The sequence below is a fragment of the Pseudarthrobacter lactosi genome (genome assembly GCF_055412785.1).
Map to the genome: position 1 here is coordinate 1 of NZ_JBVAYS010000008.1, position 14,951 is coordinate 14,951.

Consider the following 14,951-nt stretch of genomic DNA (forward strand, 5'->3'; position numbering starts at 1 on the left):
CGAACACCACCGAAGACCCCGTCACCGCCTGGTTGAACGTGGCCGCCGGCTTCACATCCACAGCCACACCCGAAGCATTACTCACCGGCGACACCGACGACACCGCAGGAGCCGGTGGCGGCGCAGTCGTAGTAAACGTCCACACGTAGGGCGCCGCCATCGACTGGCCCGAGCTATTCGTCGCACCACTGACCGTCGCCGTAAACGTCGTGCTGTACGGCAGGGCAGCCCCCGGCGTAAACACCGCCGTGTTAGTCGCCGCGTTATACGCAACCGACCCAGCCACCACCACATTCGAGGCATCCCTCAAACCGAACACCACCGAAGACCCCGTCACCGCCTGGTTAAACGTCGCCGCCGGCTTCACATCCACAGCCACACCCGAAGCATTACCCACCGGCGACACCGACGACACCGCAGGAGCCGGCGGAGCCGGTACTCCAGAGGGATTGAAGATTGGATCCACCCAGTAGTACTCGGCGTTGTAGATCTGATCAGGGAAAGTGGAGGAACTTGCATAGCGGTAGAAGCCGTTGGGATTACCGGGAGTGCTTCGTGTGAAATGGAGCGGCGCACTATCAGTGCTTCCGCCTCCCGCTGGTGCCGGCGAAGGATTGTTGTAAAAGTAGCCGTTATGTTGGGCGTAGTGTCCCCTCGGTGCAAAGTAGGAGGCGACGTAGCGTGTGTTAGCCGTGACCGACAAGGGTGGGTTGATGGTTGCGGTTTGCCAGCCCGTGGCTGACTCCCCTGAAAAGGTCGCCGTTGCAAGCCGCTGTCCCGTCGCACTCCAGATGTTTCCCACGTGCGTTCCGGTGTTCAGGGCTGACTTGTAGAAGCGGATTCCGGAGATTGTTCCATCAACATCCGAATAGAACTTTGCCCCAAGCTCCACGGACCCGCCGTCATCGGAATCGGCCACTTCCGGCGTCGTGTTTACGCCGAACAGTGAACACGGGCAATTTACCTGCAGGGATCGTCCCGAAGCCGGAATCTCGAGGTTCCCACTGTCATCGACCGCACGGGAACGCAGGATGGAGCTAGGACTTCCGTGTGCAACATATTGGTAGCTCCACGTGGTTGTACCGTTGGCAAGGCGCCATGTTTTGCCACCATCCGTGGAAATTTCCACACCTGCCACGATGCCGCCTCCATCCACCGCCGTACCGTTGACTGTCAGCAAGGCGCCGTCCGCTACCGCCGTTCCGGCGGCGGGCGAGTTAATGGTTGATGTAGGACTGACAGTGTCGCCGGATGCCTGGGCAGTGGTCAGGCCCGTCATCAGCGTGGCGGGCTGCGTGCCCATGTCGGCAAACAAATTGACCGTGGCCTGTTGCATTGTTCGATCCACGGGTTTACCCGTTGCGTAACCGTCGAGGCCCCATGGCCATTGGACGGTCCCTGCACCGAAGACGAGAGCCCCGCTGGCAGCCCTGTACATGGTGAGGTTGTGCGTTGTGGGTGTATTGCCTTGGACCCGGGAACCGTAGTCGACAAACACTTCAGCGTTGCTGGTGGTGCTGGAGAGCCTAAACTGCCCTGCTGGCCGGAACCCGTTTTCCGCATCAATGTCCCACTCGTAGCCCAGGGTTCCAATGTCCGCTCCAAGTGTTATCTGGCCTCCGGCCGGCATGGAAGGGATAGGCGTATTGCGCCAGAGCCTGAGCTTGCTGTAGGCATAGGGAACTTTGATATCCGTCGTGCCGGAGTTGACCAGGAAAAACTGGCCCGTCAGCGCGTTTTCTGGATTTCCCCCGCCGCCGCTTGTCCCGAAGCGTGGGTCACGCCATGTTCCAGTCCATGAAACAGGGTCAGTTGGAGCATCAAAATGGGTGTCCTTGTAGGAAACCAAAGTCCGGCCCGCCGTGTTCGAACCGTCGGAGCTCGGCTCCCAGCGGGTCTTCCAGAACATTTCGTTGCCACTAAAGAAAGCAAGGTGGACACCGGCGTCGCGTGCTGCCTCAACATTGGCACGCTGCTCAGCGGACCAGTATTCGTCATGCCCCACCGAAAGAAATGCCTTATGGTTCAGCAGGAGAGGCGCCTTGGTGGCCACGTCCAAACCGCTCATGTAGCTGACGTCGTAACCGTTGGCCTCCATGAAACGGATCATTGGATATTCGCTGTACATAAGCCAGCTTCGGCCAATGTCGTCTGCGGCTGAGTTGAAGGGACGGTTGTAGGAGACCTTGAATGCTGCCTTGTAGGTTTGCGGATTGCCTGGCGGGCAGGCCACCGTGCACTTGTAGAGACTGTTGCCGCCATATGAGTTATACGCCTGCCACGTAGCGTCCGAGGTTTGGAACAGAAGATCCGAGTGAGCCGCATCGTCGCGGACAACGAACGGGATAACGCTCGCGCCACCATTGTCCGTCCTAACCAACCGCGCAAGGTAGACCCCGGAGACGGCCGACGCCGGAACGGGCCAGGATGCCGAGACGGCCCAGTTGCCGCAATCGATGAGCCCGGTCGCGGAGAACGTGGCGCAGTTCGGCTGGGACTGGGGTAGCGGCACTGAGGGAAGAATGTTTGCGGCGACTTTGCGGGCGCCAAGCCCCTGGTAGTAGCCCATCCGGTAGATGTCGATCCGGTATGCACTGGCAGTGCTCTTGACCTTGAAAGTCACCGTCTGCCCGATGTTGACGCTCATCGATGTGGCGTAGCCCTGGATGGTGCTGTTGCCGGCTCCCGCCACCTGCCACTCGGAGGCGGGGCTGCCTGGCTGGGTGTTCTCGCAGGCGACCTTGCTGACCACCGGCGCATCGCACGGACCTGCGGCGCGGGCGGGAGCCAGCAACGACGGGTCGGCGGCGATCGAGAGCGTCGAGACGATCAATGCAAGGACCAGCGCAGGCACACCCTGCCTGAGGATCCGCCGGGAGAACAATCCAGGTGCAGACTTCATTTTCGGCTCCATAGTCGCGGCCCAACCACGCAGCGGCAGGATCCGGGGTCTGCACTCCCCTGTCCTGCCCGCGGCACCGGCTTCCCGGCACCTGCTGTCGCGTACAGCTAGTTGTTACCGATGTCCTGGGTGGCGATAAATGAACCGCCGCAGCAGCCCGGAACCATGGGCCGCATACCGAAAGGGCATCCGTGTTTTTCAACCGTAGGCGCGGCTGGGCGCCTCCACTACGGAAGTGGCGTGACTATGTGGATATCCGCACCGGCAGTGCGGGGGCTGAATCGTGCCGGTGCTATGCCGCCGACCGGAAGAACAGCTCCGTGACCGTTGCCAGCCGGTGCGGGTCGGCCACGCCGCACAGCTCGCGGGCGGAGTGCATCGAGAGCAGGGGAACGCCGACGTCGACAGTCCGGATCCCGAGGCGCGTTGCGGTCAGGGGGCCAATGGTGGAGCCGCAGGGCATCACGTTGTTGGACACAAATTCCTGGTACGGCACCTTCGCGTCGCCGCACAGCCTGGCCCAGAATGCAGCGCCGGCGGCATCGGTCGCGTACCGCTGGTTGGCGTTGATTTTCAGCAGCGGGCCGCCGTTCAGGACGGGGTGGTTGGCCGGATCGTGCCGCTCCGGGTAGTTGGGGTGGATGGCGTGGCCCGCGTCCGCCGAAACGCAGAACGACGCCGCCAGCGCCTGCCGCCGCTGGCTCACCGTTGCGCCGAGGCCGTGGGAAACCCGCACCAGCACGTCTTCGAGGATGGGACCGCACGCGCCTGATCGTGAGTTGGATCCGATTTCCTCATGGTCGAACGCCGCGAGGACGGCGATCGGGGCATCGGCGGCACGGCTGGACACAGCAGAAGAATGCGCGATCAGCGCGGCCAGCCCGGCATGCGTCGCGGACAGGTTATCAAGGCGCCCGGAGGCGAAGAACTCCCCGTTTGCCCCGAAAACCGCAGGTGCCTGCGTGTCCGAAATGACGACGTCGTACCCGCCGATCCGCGCAGGATCAACCGAAGCGCCACCGGGCACATAGGCCGCCAAGACGCCCAGCAGGTCGAAATCTGAGGGGCTACCCAGGCCCCACACGGGATTCATGTGCCGCTGCTTGTCCAGGGTCAGGCCGTCGTTCACCGCACGGTCAAGGTGGATGGCCAGCTGCGGGAAACGGAGCATGGGCCCGGTGGCGGTGAGGTGTTCGGTGCCGTCCAGCATGACCAGCCGGCCCGCCAGCTGAAGTTCGCGGTCAAGCCACGAGTTGAGCAGCGGACCGCCGTAGACCTCCACCCCGGCCTGCAGCCAGCCGAACGCTCCGGTGGTGGGCTTGGGCTTGAGCTTGAAGGACGGGGAGTCCGTGTGGGCGCCCAGGATATTGAATCCGGTGGTGGGTCCGGCGCCTTCCGGGACCACCCAGGCGATCAGCGCGCCGTCGCGGACCAGGTAGAACGATCCGGCCCCGCCGGCCCAGGGCTCACGCTCGTCCAGGCCCGTGAACCCGGCCTCGTCCAGCCGCCGGGCGGCCTCGTGGACCGCGTGGAAGCTCGACGGCGATGCGCTGACGTACGCGCCAAGGTCCTGGATGTGGTCAACGGCACTGGAGGCGGCGGCAGCGGAAGGTGAAGGCATGGTTCCGAGTCTAGATGGTCACATTGAGCCCGGCGGTGTAGCCGGCGGACGCCGATCCGGTCATGGTGGCCAGCTGGTAGATGCCGCCATCGTCCCCGAACACGTTGTCCGCCTGCAGCGTGGTCCGCTTCATGTTCGCAACGCTGGCCTCGTAGCCGGGCGTGGCGTAGACGTCGTCGCAGGCGGCCTTGGTCAGGGCGATCTGCGATACAGCCAGCACCTGTCCGGCGGCCGTGGCGTTGCTCATGGACTCGAACACCTCGAAGTGGATGTGCGGCCAGCGCCCGGAATAGGCGCCGGGGAAGATGGACGTAAAGGTGACCTGGCCGCTGCCGTCCGCCTCCTGGACGCCGCGGAGGTAGTTTTCGTTTGCCAGTCCGGAATCGTACATGGAGTACCTGCCGTCCCGGTCGCAGTGCCAGGCGTACACGGCCGCGCCGGCCAGTGGCACGCAGCCGTTGGCATTGTCCAGCAGGGTCAGGGTGAACGTCAGAGGCACACCCTCGGCCGTGGCGCTGCCGGTTCCGAAGCTTGTGGTGATGTCCTGCCGCACCACCCCGGAGGCTGCCAGCACGTTGGGGCCGTTGGAGCCGTCACCGGGATACGGCCCTGCCGTTTCCGCCGGAATCTCCACGCCGCACTCCGCGATCGCCCGGGTGAGCGTGGGGCTGGCGGTGGGAGTCGCCGTCGTGGTGGCCGCGCTTGCGGTGGCTGAGGCACTCTGGGTGGCGGCCGACGTCGATGTGCCGGCTGTGGTGCCTGACCCGCCGGAGGTGCACGCTGCCAGCGCCACTGCCGCACCGCCGGCGCCGAAGAACATTCCGAGGGAACGACGGCTGACCATGGTGGACAGGTCAAACTCGAGGCCGCGGTCGTGGTTGGGGTGGGGAAGTTTGCTCATGGCTCCATCCAACGCGTCCCGCCTATCCCCTGCATAGGCCCTTCCTGTGCGGAACCTGTGCGTCAGCAGGCCGCGCCAGCGTCAGTAATCAGGGTTGCTCGGGACCACCAGGCCGGTCTCGTAGGCGTAGACCACTGCCTGGACCCTGTCGCGCAGGTGGAGTTTGGTCAGGATCCGGCGGACGTGGGTCTTCACCGTGGCTTCGGACAGGAAATACCGGTGCGCGATTTCGGCGTTGGAGAGGCCCTCGGCCATGGCTTCGAGCATTTCGGTTTCGCGCGGGGTGAGGTCTTCGAGCAGGGGGTCCCGCGGCGCGGCGGAGGGGGCCGGCATGGCGGCGCCGCGGACATAGGTCTCCAGCAGCCGTTGCGTGACACGCGGGGCCACCACGGCGTCCCCGCTGGCCACCACCCGGACAGCGCCGACCAGCTCCGACGGCGCCACGTCCTTGAGGAGGAACGCGGACGCGCCCGCCTGGAGCCCGGCGAACGCATATTCGTCCACATCGAAGGTGGTGAGGATGATGATCCGGGCACAGGATCCGGAGACCGTGATGGCACGGGTTGCCTCGATGCCGTCCAGCACGGGCATCCGGACGTCCATCAGCACCACGTCGGGGTTCAGGTCCCGGACCAGCCGCACGGCTTCGGCACCGTCGGATGCCTCTCCGACAATATGCAGGTCTTGCTCGCCCTCGAGGATGAGGCGGAAGCCCATCCGCAGGAGCGGCTGGTCATCCACCAGCAGGACGTTTATCGGTTGGGTCTCAGTCACGGGTGCCTTGCAGTTGGGGTGGATGGGTGTGGGTTTCCGCGTGCTGGTCAGCCGGCCAGCTCAGCATGGCATGGACCCGCCAGCCGCGGCCGCGCCGCCCGGCCGCCACGGTGCCTGCGTAAATACGCGCCCGTTCGGCCATACCCGCCAACCCCTGGCCGGAACCGGGCCCGGCCGAACCCAGCCCGGCCGAAACCGGCCCGCCGCCGTCGGAGGTTCCCGGACCCGGGACTCCGGCGCCGTCGTCGAGCACTTCAATGGTGACCGTGGAGCCGGCCCGGACGATGGCAACGTCCACCCGTCCCAGCGACCTGCCGTAGCGGAGCACATTGGTCAGCGACTCCTGAACTATCCGGTAGACCGTCAGCTGGAAGGCCGCGTCGGCGGGCAGCGCCGGGCCGGTATGCGAGTAGTGCAGCGGCAGGCCCGCGGTGCGGAAGCCTTCCAGGAGCTTCGCCAGGCTATCGCCGGAAGCCAGGGGCTGGCGCGGCGCCGCCCCGCCAGCGTCGTCCCGGAGTACGCCCAGGACACGCCGCATGTCAGCCAGAGCGGTCCGGCCGGTCCGCGACAGTTCCCCCAGCACCTCGCCGGCGCGCTCGGGACTCTTCCGGACCACGACGGCGGCGCCGTCGGAGAGGCTGACCATCACCGTCAGCGAGTGCGCCACGACGTCGTGCATTTCGCGGGCGATCCGGTTGCGTTCGTTGACGGACGCCAGGCTGGCCGTCCGAGCCGCCCACGCGGAGATCTCCTGCTCGTGTTCCCGCCGTTGCCGCACCGAAATGCCGATCCCGGTGGCGATGACGTTGGACAGGGCGATGGTGGCGCCGGTGGCGATGCTGGTCAGAAGGTGGAAGTCCCCGGGATTACCGCCCGCATCGTGGATGAAGGAATTCTCCATGGGGCCGACGGCGGCCAGCAGGTATAGCAGGGCCAGCGGCGCCGTGGCGGCGGCCATGGCCACCAGCGCGAACCGGCGCGTGTGCACCACGGCCACGGCGTAGAGCGAGAACCACAGCCCCGCCGAAACGTTGGAGCCCCAAGGGTGCAGCAGCGTGACCGCCACTTCCATAACCGCGACGAAGGCTGCCAGCGCCACGGGGTGGGAGCGCCGGAAGAACAGGGCCCCCGCAACCGCGAAGAGGAGGGCCGCCGCCAGCCAGGCGCCGGACATGATCGCGTCCACCACGGTCGGCGCCACCAGCAGTGCGTAGCTGAACACCACCACGCCGTCCATCACCCGGGGACGCTGGAAGAGGTACCGCCGGAGCAGGCCGCGGCGCTTGGCCGTGATTTCGGCAAAGGACGCGTCGGCCTGGCTGGCCGACGCGTCCCTCACAAGTGCCGCTTCATTCATGCTCTGAGCCTAGTGTCCGCCTAGACGTCGCGTTTCTTGAGCACAATCATGGCCGGAACCAGGAACAGCAAAACGTAGCCCAGGAAGATCAGGCCGCCCTGCCACGGATCGATGACGCCGTCGGTGTGGCCAATGGACAGGAACCGTCCGCCGGCATCGCTGGGGAGGTACTGGGGAACGTACTTCCAGAAGTCGCCCGGGATGAAGGTCATAAAGCTGGCCGCGATGGAGACCACGAAGAACAGGCCCACCAGGACTGTGATGCCGCCGGCGGAATTGCGCAGCAGCGCGCCGAGCGACAGGCCGATCAAGGCCACCCCGGCAACGTAAAGTCCGCCCGTGAAGACGCTGTACAGCACGCCCTCCGTGGACCAGCCCAGGTCCAGGCCCAGTCCCTGGAAGACCGGCATGGCAATCAGGAACGTGACCACTGCGGCGATGGTGGTGATGACGTAGGAGATCACGGCGAGCAGGATCGCCTTGGCCACAAAGGCCGGCGTGCGGCGCGGGACGGCGTTCATGGTTGAACGGATCATTCCGGTGGCGTATTCGGACGAGATGAACAGGACAGCCAGCGAGCCCAGCACCAGGGTGCCGATCTGCAGGCCGGCATTGGGCAGGTTGTATAGGTCGAAACCCGATCCGGGCGGGAAGGTCTGCGCCATCATTTCGGGCGTCAGGGCCTGGCCCTGGTCCCGCGCCCGGCGGGCCATTTCGTCCAGGAAGGAGAACCGGATCAGGACGGCAAGGGCACCGACGCCGACAATCGCCACCAGGGTCAGGAGCAGCAGGATGCGGGTGGACATCAGGGAGAACAGTTTGATCCATTCGGACCTCAGCACACCGGCGAAGGTCACCCCCCTGGTACCAGCGGAGGTCCGGACACGGGAAGTTTCGGTATCAGTCATGGTGGTCATCGTCCTTACTTTCCTGCCGTTGCCGGGGCGGTTTCCGGGGCGAACTCGCCGGCGGGTCCACCGGTCAGGTGTGAGTGGTATTCCACTTCGTCCTTGGTGAGATCGAAGTAGGCGTCTTCCAGGGACGACTGCTGCGGGGTGAGTTCGTAGACGAGGACCCGGTTGTCCAGTGCCACCTGGGCGATCTGCCGCGCGTCCAGGCCCGTCACTTCCAGGGTTTCGGGCTGGCCCTGGTCCACTGTCACGCCATCGCCGGACAGCAGGGCTGACAGCTGGGTAGCCGCGGATGTGCGGACCAGGGTCTTGACCTGGCGGGTGCCAGCAATGATGTCCTGGACGGGGGCGTCCGCAATGATTTTTCCGCGGCCGATCACGATCAGGTGATCTGCGGTCTGGGCCATTTCGCTCATCAGGTGTGAGGACAGGAAGACGGTCTTGCCCTGTCCGGCGAGGTAGCGGACCAAATTGCGGACCCACAACACACCTTCCGGATCGAGGCCGTTGACCGGCTCGTCCAGGATCAGGGTCTGCGGATCGCCGAGGAGGGCGTTGGCAATGCCCAGGCGCTGCCCCATGCCGAGCGAGAAGCCGCCTGCCTTCTTTCGGGCCACGGCCTCCAGGCCGGTCATTTCGATGACTTCGTGCACCCGGGATGTGGGAATGTTGTGCGTCGCCGCCATGGCCCGCAGGTGGTTGTAGGCGCTGCGGCTGGTGTGGACCGCCTTGGCGTCCAACAGCGCACCCACCTCGTGCAGGGGGGCCTTGTGGTCTGCGTAGTGCAGGCCGTTCACAGTGACCGTGCCCGACGTCGGGCGGTCCAGACCCATGATCATGCGCATGGTGGTGGATTTGCCGGCACCGTTCGGGCCCAGGAAGCCCGTCACCTGCCCTGCTTTGACGGTGAAGCTGACGCCGTCAACCGCCGTTTTGCTGCCGTAGACCTTGGACAGGCCTGTTGCCTCAATCATGGAATGTTCCTTAGAACAGCAGCCAGGTGGCTGCGGGATGCGGGGAAGGTTTCTTGCGTACGTTCCACGCTACCGACGGCTTGGCAGGATTTCGCCTGTCTCAGGGATGATTCAGGGTCAAATCAGGGTAGTCCGCACGGATGACGAAGGGTCCCCTCAGGGGCAACCGCCTTAGGTGCGGGGCGAGTAGTAGGTCAGGGCGCGCGGTTCCACCCGGATCCGGACGCTGCGCACGCCAGCCAGCGCTTCGCCATCCACTGCCAGCGCCATGGGCGAGCCCTCCGACTCAATGCGGACTTCTGTGGCCTCCCGCAGGTGGGTGATCCGGGACGTCGCCACGGTGCCGGTCAGCACTGACCACAGGAGCCGGAGCCGGGCAAAGGATTCGTCGGCGGTGATCATGCGGACGTCCAGGACGCCGTCGTCCAGCACGGGCCGCGACAGGGGCGCATGGTCCCGGGGGTAGTAGCGGCCCCGGCCGATGTACGCGATCCAGAGTTTATGCCGGACACCGTCCACGGTCAGGGTGGTGGGGGTTCCTGCGGCGAAGGTCCGGAACATTGCCGCGACGCCGGCCAGCGGTTTGCCGAGGGCCGGCTGCAGCTGCTCCCTGCGCCGGACGAGGTTGGGGTAGAGGCCGATGCTGGCGGTGTTCAGCATGATCAGGTCAGCTGTTTCCGGATGGCCCGCCAGCCCTCGCTCCACGGTCACAATGCCGACGTCGGCGCGGGCGGCTTCACCCGCGGCAGCCGCGGCCACAGCGTCCTTAAGGTTGGCGGTCCCCGTGTCCCGGGCAAAGTGGTTGAGTGTTCCACCCGGGAGCACCAGCAGGGGAACGGAATGCTCGACGGCGGCCGCGGCTGCGGTGCCAACGGTTCCGTCGCCGCCCCACACGCCCAGTGCGCGGGTGTCCGGATGGGAAGCCAAGGCCTGGATGGCCTCGTCAAGGCTCTCACCCGGCTCGACCGTTTTTATATACGCTTTCGGGAATACTTCCTGGAGGGCCCCCGCGGTTTGTTCCGTGAAGGAGCCGCCGAGGGTATTCACCACGATGCTGAGGCCTTCGCCGCCCGGAAGCCGAGGGGCTTCGGTTGCGGTGCGGGACACGCTGGGAAACGGTGGGCGAACCGGCCACCACTTGCGGGTCACCAAAGCCGCCCCTGCGCCGATGGCCGATCCGAAGAACACATCCGATGGCCAGTGGGCCCCCGTGTGGACGCGTGAGTAGGCCACCCCCAATGCGGCGGGTGCAAGGATCGCGCCGACAGCAGGCTTGACCAGTCCGGCGCCAAGCGCGAAGGCGATGGCCGAGGCCGAATGCCCAGAGGGCATGGACGAACTGGTGGGCTGGGGATGGACGAACCGGAAAACCGGCAGGTGCTCGGGGAGTGGCCTGGCCCGCGGCAGGAGTGTTTTGAACACTACGTTGGTCACCGTCGAAGCCACGGCCTGGGCGATCAACCCGTGCAGGGCGGCCCGGCGGGGCTTGCCGGGGAACGCGGCCATGATCGCCGCGGCCCCCATCCACAGTTTGCCGTTGTTCGCGGACGCGGAGAGGCGGCGGAAGAACGCGTCGTGGTTGCCGCCCGGGAACGACGACACACCGCGGACAAGGCGCCGGTCAACTCGGCTGATCCAACCCGGTTCTTTGCGCGACACTCTATACATCTCCCCACCCTAATACCGGCGGTCCCTCCCGGATTGGAGGCCGCTACTTGGAGGACAGGGGCCTCGCGGCTCCGGCCAGGAGCAATGCCACCACGATCGGGGCGAGGATCGCCAGGAGTGCCAGATGGATCCCCGTGAGGTCACCCAGGTACCCCAGCAACGGCGGGCCGGCGAGGAAGGAAACATACCCCAGGGTGGATACAACCGAGACCCTCGCGGCGGCATGCTTCGGATCGTCGGCAGCAGCGGACATCCCCATGGGGAACGCCATCGCGGCGCCCACACCCCAGAGCGCAGCACCTACGCCGGCCAGCCACATGTTCCCCGCGAGCACAAACAGGCACAGGCCCGCGGCCGCGGCGGCCATGCTTGCCCGGAGCACCACAACACGTCCGTAGATGTCGATCACGCGGCCACCGAAGAGCCGCATGGCTGTCATCGCCAGGACAAAAAGGGCGAACATTAGGGCGCCGGTCGATTCCGAGGCACCCAGCCCGTCGACGGTGGCCTTGGCGATCCAGTCGTTTCCGGCGCCTTCAGTAAGTGTTGCACCCAGGACCACAACGCCAATCAGGAGGGTGCGGCTGTCCCGCCAGGCAGACGGCCCCTTGATGGCCTTCGGCTCGCCATCCACGGGCAGGGCGTGAGCTATGTGCGGGAGGAAGTAGCGTGGCGCCACGAGGGCCACTACCACCACCACGCCAGCGATCACCAGCAGGTGCAACGGCAGGCCAACACCGATCGTTGAGAGGCCTGCGCCGATCAGCGCCCCCAGAAAGGCCCCGCCGCTGAAGGCCGCATGGAACTGCGGCATGATGGTGCGCCGAAGCTTGTGCTCGACGTCAGCCCCTTCAATGTTCTGGGAAACGTCCCACAGCCCGACGCCGATGCCGAAGAAGAACAGCGCTACGGCAGTGCCCGGCACCGATTCCGCCGACAGTGAGAGTGCAATGCCCACCCCGGCCAGGGCTGACAGCAAACCGCCTGCGCGCACCGCGTTGGCGGTGCCGATTTTCCCGACCACAAGTCCCGCCGTCGGAAGGGCCAGCAGTGAGCCGACGGCAATGCACAGCAGAAGCGTGCCCATCTGGCCGGAGGTCAGGTGCAGCGTTTCGGTGACGGCGGGGATTCTGGCGGCCCAGCTGGCAAAAACAAAGCCGTTGATACCGAAGACCACAAAAGTGGCGGCCGCGGCTGCCCTGAGGGACGGCCCGGCCGTTGTGCTGGTGTTGATGCTCATGCTTTGACTACTTCCACCGAGAGCTTGTTGAGGTGTGCGAGTTCGTCCGCACTCAGGTCTTTGTCCGTGACTATCACGTGCACTGCGTCCAAGGAGGCAACCAGGGCCATCGCAGTGGCATTCCATTTGGCACCGGCACAGGCAACAATCACCCGCGCCGCAGATTCGAGGCCAGCCCGTTTCACTGCGGCGTCTTCCAGATCATGGGCCAGGAGCCCGTCCTTGAGGTTCAGGGCGCAGGGCGTGACCACCGCCGTGTCGAAGCGCAGGGACCGGATGTTGGCTTCCGCGAGCGGGCCGCGGAACGACAGCTCGCCGGGTACCAGGCTTCCGCCGGGGAGCAGCAGGGCAGGGCGCTGGCCGGCATGCTGGTCGCCGTCGGTGACCGTTGTCAGGGAGCGCATGGACATGGGCATCAGCGTCAGCTCGCGCCCGCGGAGGACGCGGGCAATTTCAGTGGCTGTGGTCCCGCTGTCCAGCCACACATGTTCGCGCTCTCCCAGCAGGCCGGCCACAGCTGCGGCGATCCTGACCTTCACGGCCTGGTCTTCGAGTTCGCGCTGGCCGTAGCCAGGGTTTTCGCCGCCGGCAATAAGGCTCCGGGCACCTCCGTGGACCCGGCGAAGTACGCCATGTGATGCGAGCAGCTCAAGGTCCCGTCGGATGGTGGCGCCGGATGCGTCACACGCAAGGGTCAGCGCTTCCACCGAGACCTCGGTTTTGCGGCGCAGCAGCTCCCCGATCAGGCGGTGCCGCTCTTCTGTCTTCATGCTCATATGATAGCAATTCTTGATCATATGAGCGCCACTTGAAACGCTCTCTCACTTACCGCAGGAAAATCACCAACCCTCTCTCACTTTCCTCAAGAAAGTGAGAGAGCATCAGCGGGCGCGCTCAACCCGCTTTTCGTCCCATACGGGCTCAGCGGACTCATAGACCTTGCCGTCGGAACCGAATACCAGGAATCGGTCGAAGGTGCGGGCGAACCAGCGGTCGTGGGTGACAGCCAGGACAGTTCCCTCGAAGTGGTCGATGGCCTTTTCCAGCGCCTCGGCCGAATGGAGGTCCAGGTTGTCCGTGGGCTCATCCAGCAGCAGTAGCGTGGCGCCCGAGAGCTGCAGCAGCAGGATCTGGAACCGCGCCTGCTGGCCGCCGGAGAGGGACTCGTACTTCTGCTCCGACTGCGATGCCAGCCCGTAGCCGTCCAGGGCGCCGGCGGCGGCTTCGCGTCCCAGGCCGGACCGGTGCTCGTCGCCTCGGTGCAGGATCTCCAGCAGGGTCTTGCCCAGGAGGTCGGGCCGGACGTGGGTCTGGGCGAAGAAGCCGGGGCGGATGCGGGCGCCGAGTTTCACGGTGCCCTCGTGCGGCACTTCGGCAATATCGACTTCGGACACGGGGAGGTGTTCGCGTTCCGGGTCCGTCCCGCCCGTGGCGAGCAGCCGCAGGAAGTGGCTCTTGCCGGAGCCGTTGGAGCCGAGCACGCCCACGCGGTCGCCGAACCAGACCTCGGTGGAGAACGGCTTCATCAGCCCGGTCAGTTCCAGTTTCTCGGCCACCACAGCCCGCTTGGCGGTCCGGCCGCCCTTCAGTCGCATGCGCACGTTCTGTTCGATCGGCAGGGCCTCGGGCGGGCCGGCCTCGAGGAACTTGGCCAGGCGCGTCTGGGCGGCCTGGTAGCGGTTGGCCATGTCGGAGCGGAAGGCCGCCTTGTTCTTGTACATGTTGACGAGTTCCTTGAGCTTCACGTGCTCCTCGTCCCAACGCTTGCGGAGCTCCTCGAAGCGGGCGTTCCGGTCGGCGCGGGCGTCAACGTAGGAGCCAAAGCCACCGCCGTGCACCCAGGCACCTGCGCCGTTGATGCCCGGTTCGAGGGTCACGATGCGTCCGGCCGCATTGTTCAGCAGCTCGCGGTCGTGGCTGATGAAGAAGACAGTTTTTTTGGACTCGTTGAGCTTGTCCTCAAGCCAGCGCTTGCCCGGCACGTCCAGGTAGTTGTCCGGCTCATCGAGAAGGAGCAGCTCGTCGGGGCCGGCAAACAGGGCTTCCAGTACCAGGCGCTTCTGCTCGCCGCCGGAAAGGCTCGACGCCGGGCGGTGCTGCGCGCGGTCGAAGGGCAGTCCGAGGGCGGCCATGCAGACCTCGTCCCAGACGGTTTCGACGTCGTAGCCTCCTGCGTCTCCCCAGTCCACGATCGCCTGGGCGTACCGCATCTGAGACGGCTCGTCGTCCTGTTCCACCATCGCGAGCTCAGCCGCGTCCACTTCCTTGGCCGCAGCGGCCAGGGCTGGCGGGGCAGCGGAAACGAGAAGGTCGCGGACCGTGGATTCATCCCTGACCTGGCCCACGAACTGACGCATGATGCCCATGTTTCCGGAGCGCCCGATTACACCTTCGTCCGGAACGAGGTCGCCGGAAATGATCCGGAAGAGGGTGGTCTTGCCGGTGCCGTTGGGCCCGATCAGGGCTGTTTTGGTGCCGTCCGGGACCTTAAAAGTCACTCCGTTGAGCAGCTGGGTGCCATCGGAAAGGAAGTAGTCAATACCGGAAATGTCTATGTGGGCCACGCCAACAATCCTCCCACGCCCGCCCCGCACGAGTTTTTG

Annotated in this window: 11 protein-coding genes; all 11 read right to left on the reverse strand. The window is 65.6% G+C overall.

Going from position 1 to position 14,951, the window contains the following annotated elements:
• The coding region (locus ACZY0Q_RS20255) for a N,N-dimethylformamidase beta subunit family domain-containing protein (RefSeq protein WP_463919600.1) at window positions 1-2,902 on the reverse strand (2,902 nt) is incomplete at its 3' end.
• Window positions 2,903-3,194: 292 nt separating this feature from the next.
• Window positions 3,195-4,523, reverse strand: a complete 1,329-nt coding sequence (locus tag ACZY0Q_RS20260) for a M18 family aminopeptidase (protein WP_463919602.1) — start codon at window positions 4,521-4,523, stop codon at window positions 3,195-3,197.
• 10 nt (window positions 4,524-4,533) lie between these two features.
• A complete protein-coding gene (locus tag ACZY0Q_RS20265; RefSeq protein ID WP_463919605.1) occupies window positions 4,534-5,424 on the reverse strand; it encodes an intradiol ring-cleavage dioxygenase in 891 nt (296 codons plus the stop codon).
• Between the two features lie 81 nt (window positions 5,425-5,505).
• Entirely contained in the window at window positions 5,506-6,198 is a 693-nt protein-coding gene (locus tag ACZY0Q_RS20270; RefSeq protein ID WP_463919607.1) for a response regulator, read from the reverse strand.
• Window positions 6,191-7,555: a sensor histidine kinase gene (locus ACZY0Q_RS20275; protein ID WP_463919610.1), complete on the reverse strand. Its 1,365-nt coding sequence runs from the start codon at window positions 7,553-7,555 to the stop codon at window positions 6,191-6,193. Before ACZY0Q_RS20275 ends, ACZY0Q_RS20270 begins: the two co-directional genes overlap by 8 nt.
• A gap of 20 nt (window positions 7,556-7,575) precedes the next feature.
• Complete coding sequence (locus ACZY0Q_RS20280; protein ID WP_463919613.1) at window positions 7,576-8,463, reverse strand: ABC transporter permease; 888 nt, start codon at window positions 8,461-8,463, stop codon at window positions 7,576-7,578.
• 14 nt (window positions 8,464-8,477) lie between these two features.
• The gene (locus tag ACZY0Q_RS20285; RefSeq protein WP_463919616.1) at window positions 8,478-9,440 is read right to left on the reverse strand and encodes an ABC transporter ATP-binding protein; all 963 of its coding nucleotides are present in this window, start codon (window positions 9,438-9,440) and stop codon (window positions 8,478-8,480) included.
• Between the two features lie 171 nt (window positions 9,441-9,611).
• Window positions 9,612-11,108 (reverse strand): phosphatase PAP2 family protein, encoded by a 1,497-nt coding sequence (locus tag ACZY0Q_RS20290; RefSeq protein ID WP_463919619.1) that lies wholly within the window; start codon window positions 11,106-11,108, stop codon window positions 9,612-9,614.
• A gap of 43 nt (window positions 11,109-11,151) precedes the next feature.
• The gene (locus tag ACZY0Q_RS20295; RefSeq protein WP_463919622.1) at window positions 11,152-12,348 is read right to left on the reverse strand and encodes an MFS transporter; all 1,197 of its coding nucleotides are present in this window, start codon (window positions 12,346-12,348) and stop codon (window positions 11,152-11,154) included.
• Window positions 12,345-13,118 carry a DeoR/GlpR family DNA-binding transcription regulator gene (locus tag ACZY0Q_RS20300; protein ID WP_463919625.1) on the reverse strand — a complete coding sequence of 258 codons (774 nt, stop codon included), beginning with the start codon at window positions 13,116-13,118 and terminating at the stop codon, window positions 12,345-12,347. The genes ACZY0Q_RS20295 and ACZY0Q_RS20300 overlap by 4 nt, the downstream gene beginning before the upstream one ends.
• A 111-nt stretch (window positions 13,119-13,229) precedes the next feature.
• Window positions 13,230-14,912, reverse strand: coding sequence for an ABC-F family ATP-binding cassette domain-containing protein (locus ACZY0Q_RS20305; protein WP_463919627.1), 1,683 nt, complete (start codon window positions 14,910-14,912; stop codon window positions 13,230-13,232).
• Window positions 14,913-14,951: the final 39 nt, after the last annotated feature.

Bases quoted from the DNA above. Each gene is read 5' to 3' on its own strand.
- ACZY0Q_RS20265 (WP_463919605.1), bottom strand. From the start codon at position 5,424: ATGAGCAAACTTCCCCACCCCAACCACGACCGCGGCCTCGAGTTTGAC.
- ACZY0Q_RS20290 (WP_463919619.1), bottom strand. From the start codon at position 11,108: ATGTATAGAGTGTCGCGCAAAGAACCGGGTTGGATCAGCCGAGTTGAC.
- ACZY0Q_RS20275 (WP_463919610.1), bottom strand. From the start codon at position 7,555: ATGAATGAAGCGGCACTTGTGAGGGACGCGTCGGCCAGCCAGGCCGAC.
- ACZY0Q_RS20260 (WP_463919602.1), bottom strand. From the start codon at position 4,523: ATGCCTTCACCTTCCGCTGCCGCCGCCTCCAGTGCCGTTGACCACATC.
- ACZY0Q_RS20285 (WP_463919616.1), bottom strand. From the start codon at position 9,440: ATGATTGAGGCAACAGGCCTGTCCAAGGTCTACGGCAGCAAAACGGCG.
- ACZY0Q_RS20300 (WP_463919625.1), bottom strand. From the start codon at position 13,118: ATGAAGACAGAAGAGCGGCACCGCCTGATCGGGGAGCTGCTGCGCCGC.
- ACZY0Q_RS20280 (WP_463919613.1), bottom strand. From the start codon at position 8,463: ATGACTGATACCGAAACTTCCCGTGTCCGGACCTCCGCTGGTACCAGG.
- ACZY0Q_RS20295 (WP_463919622.1), bottom strand. From the start codon at position 12,348: ATGAGCATCAACACCAGCACAACGGCCGGGCCGTCCCTCAGGGCAGCC.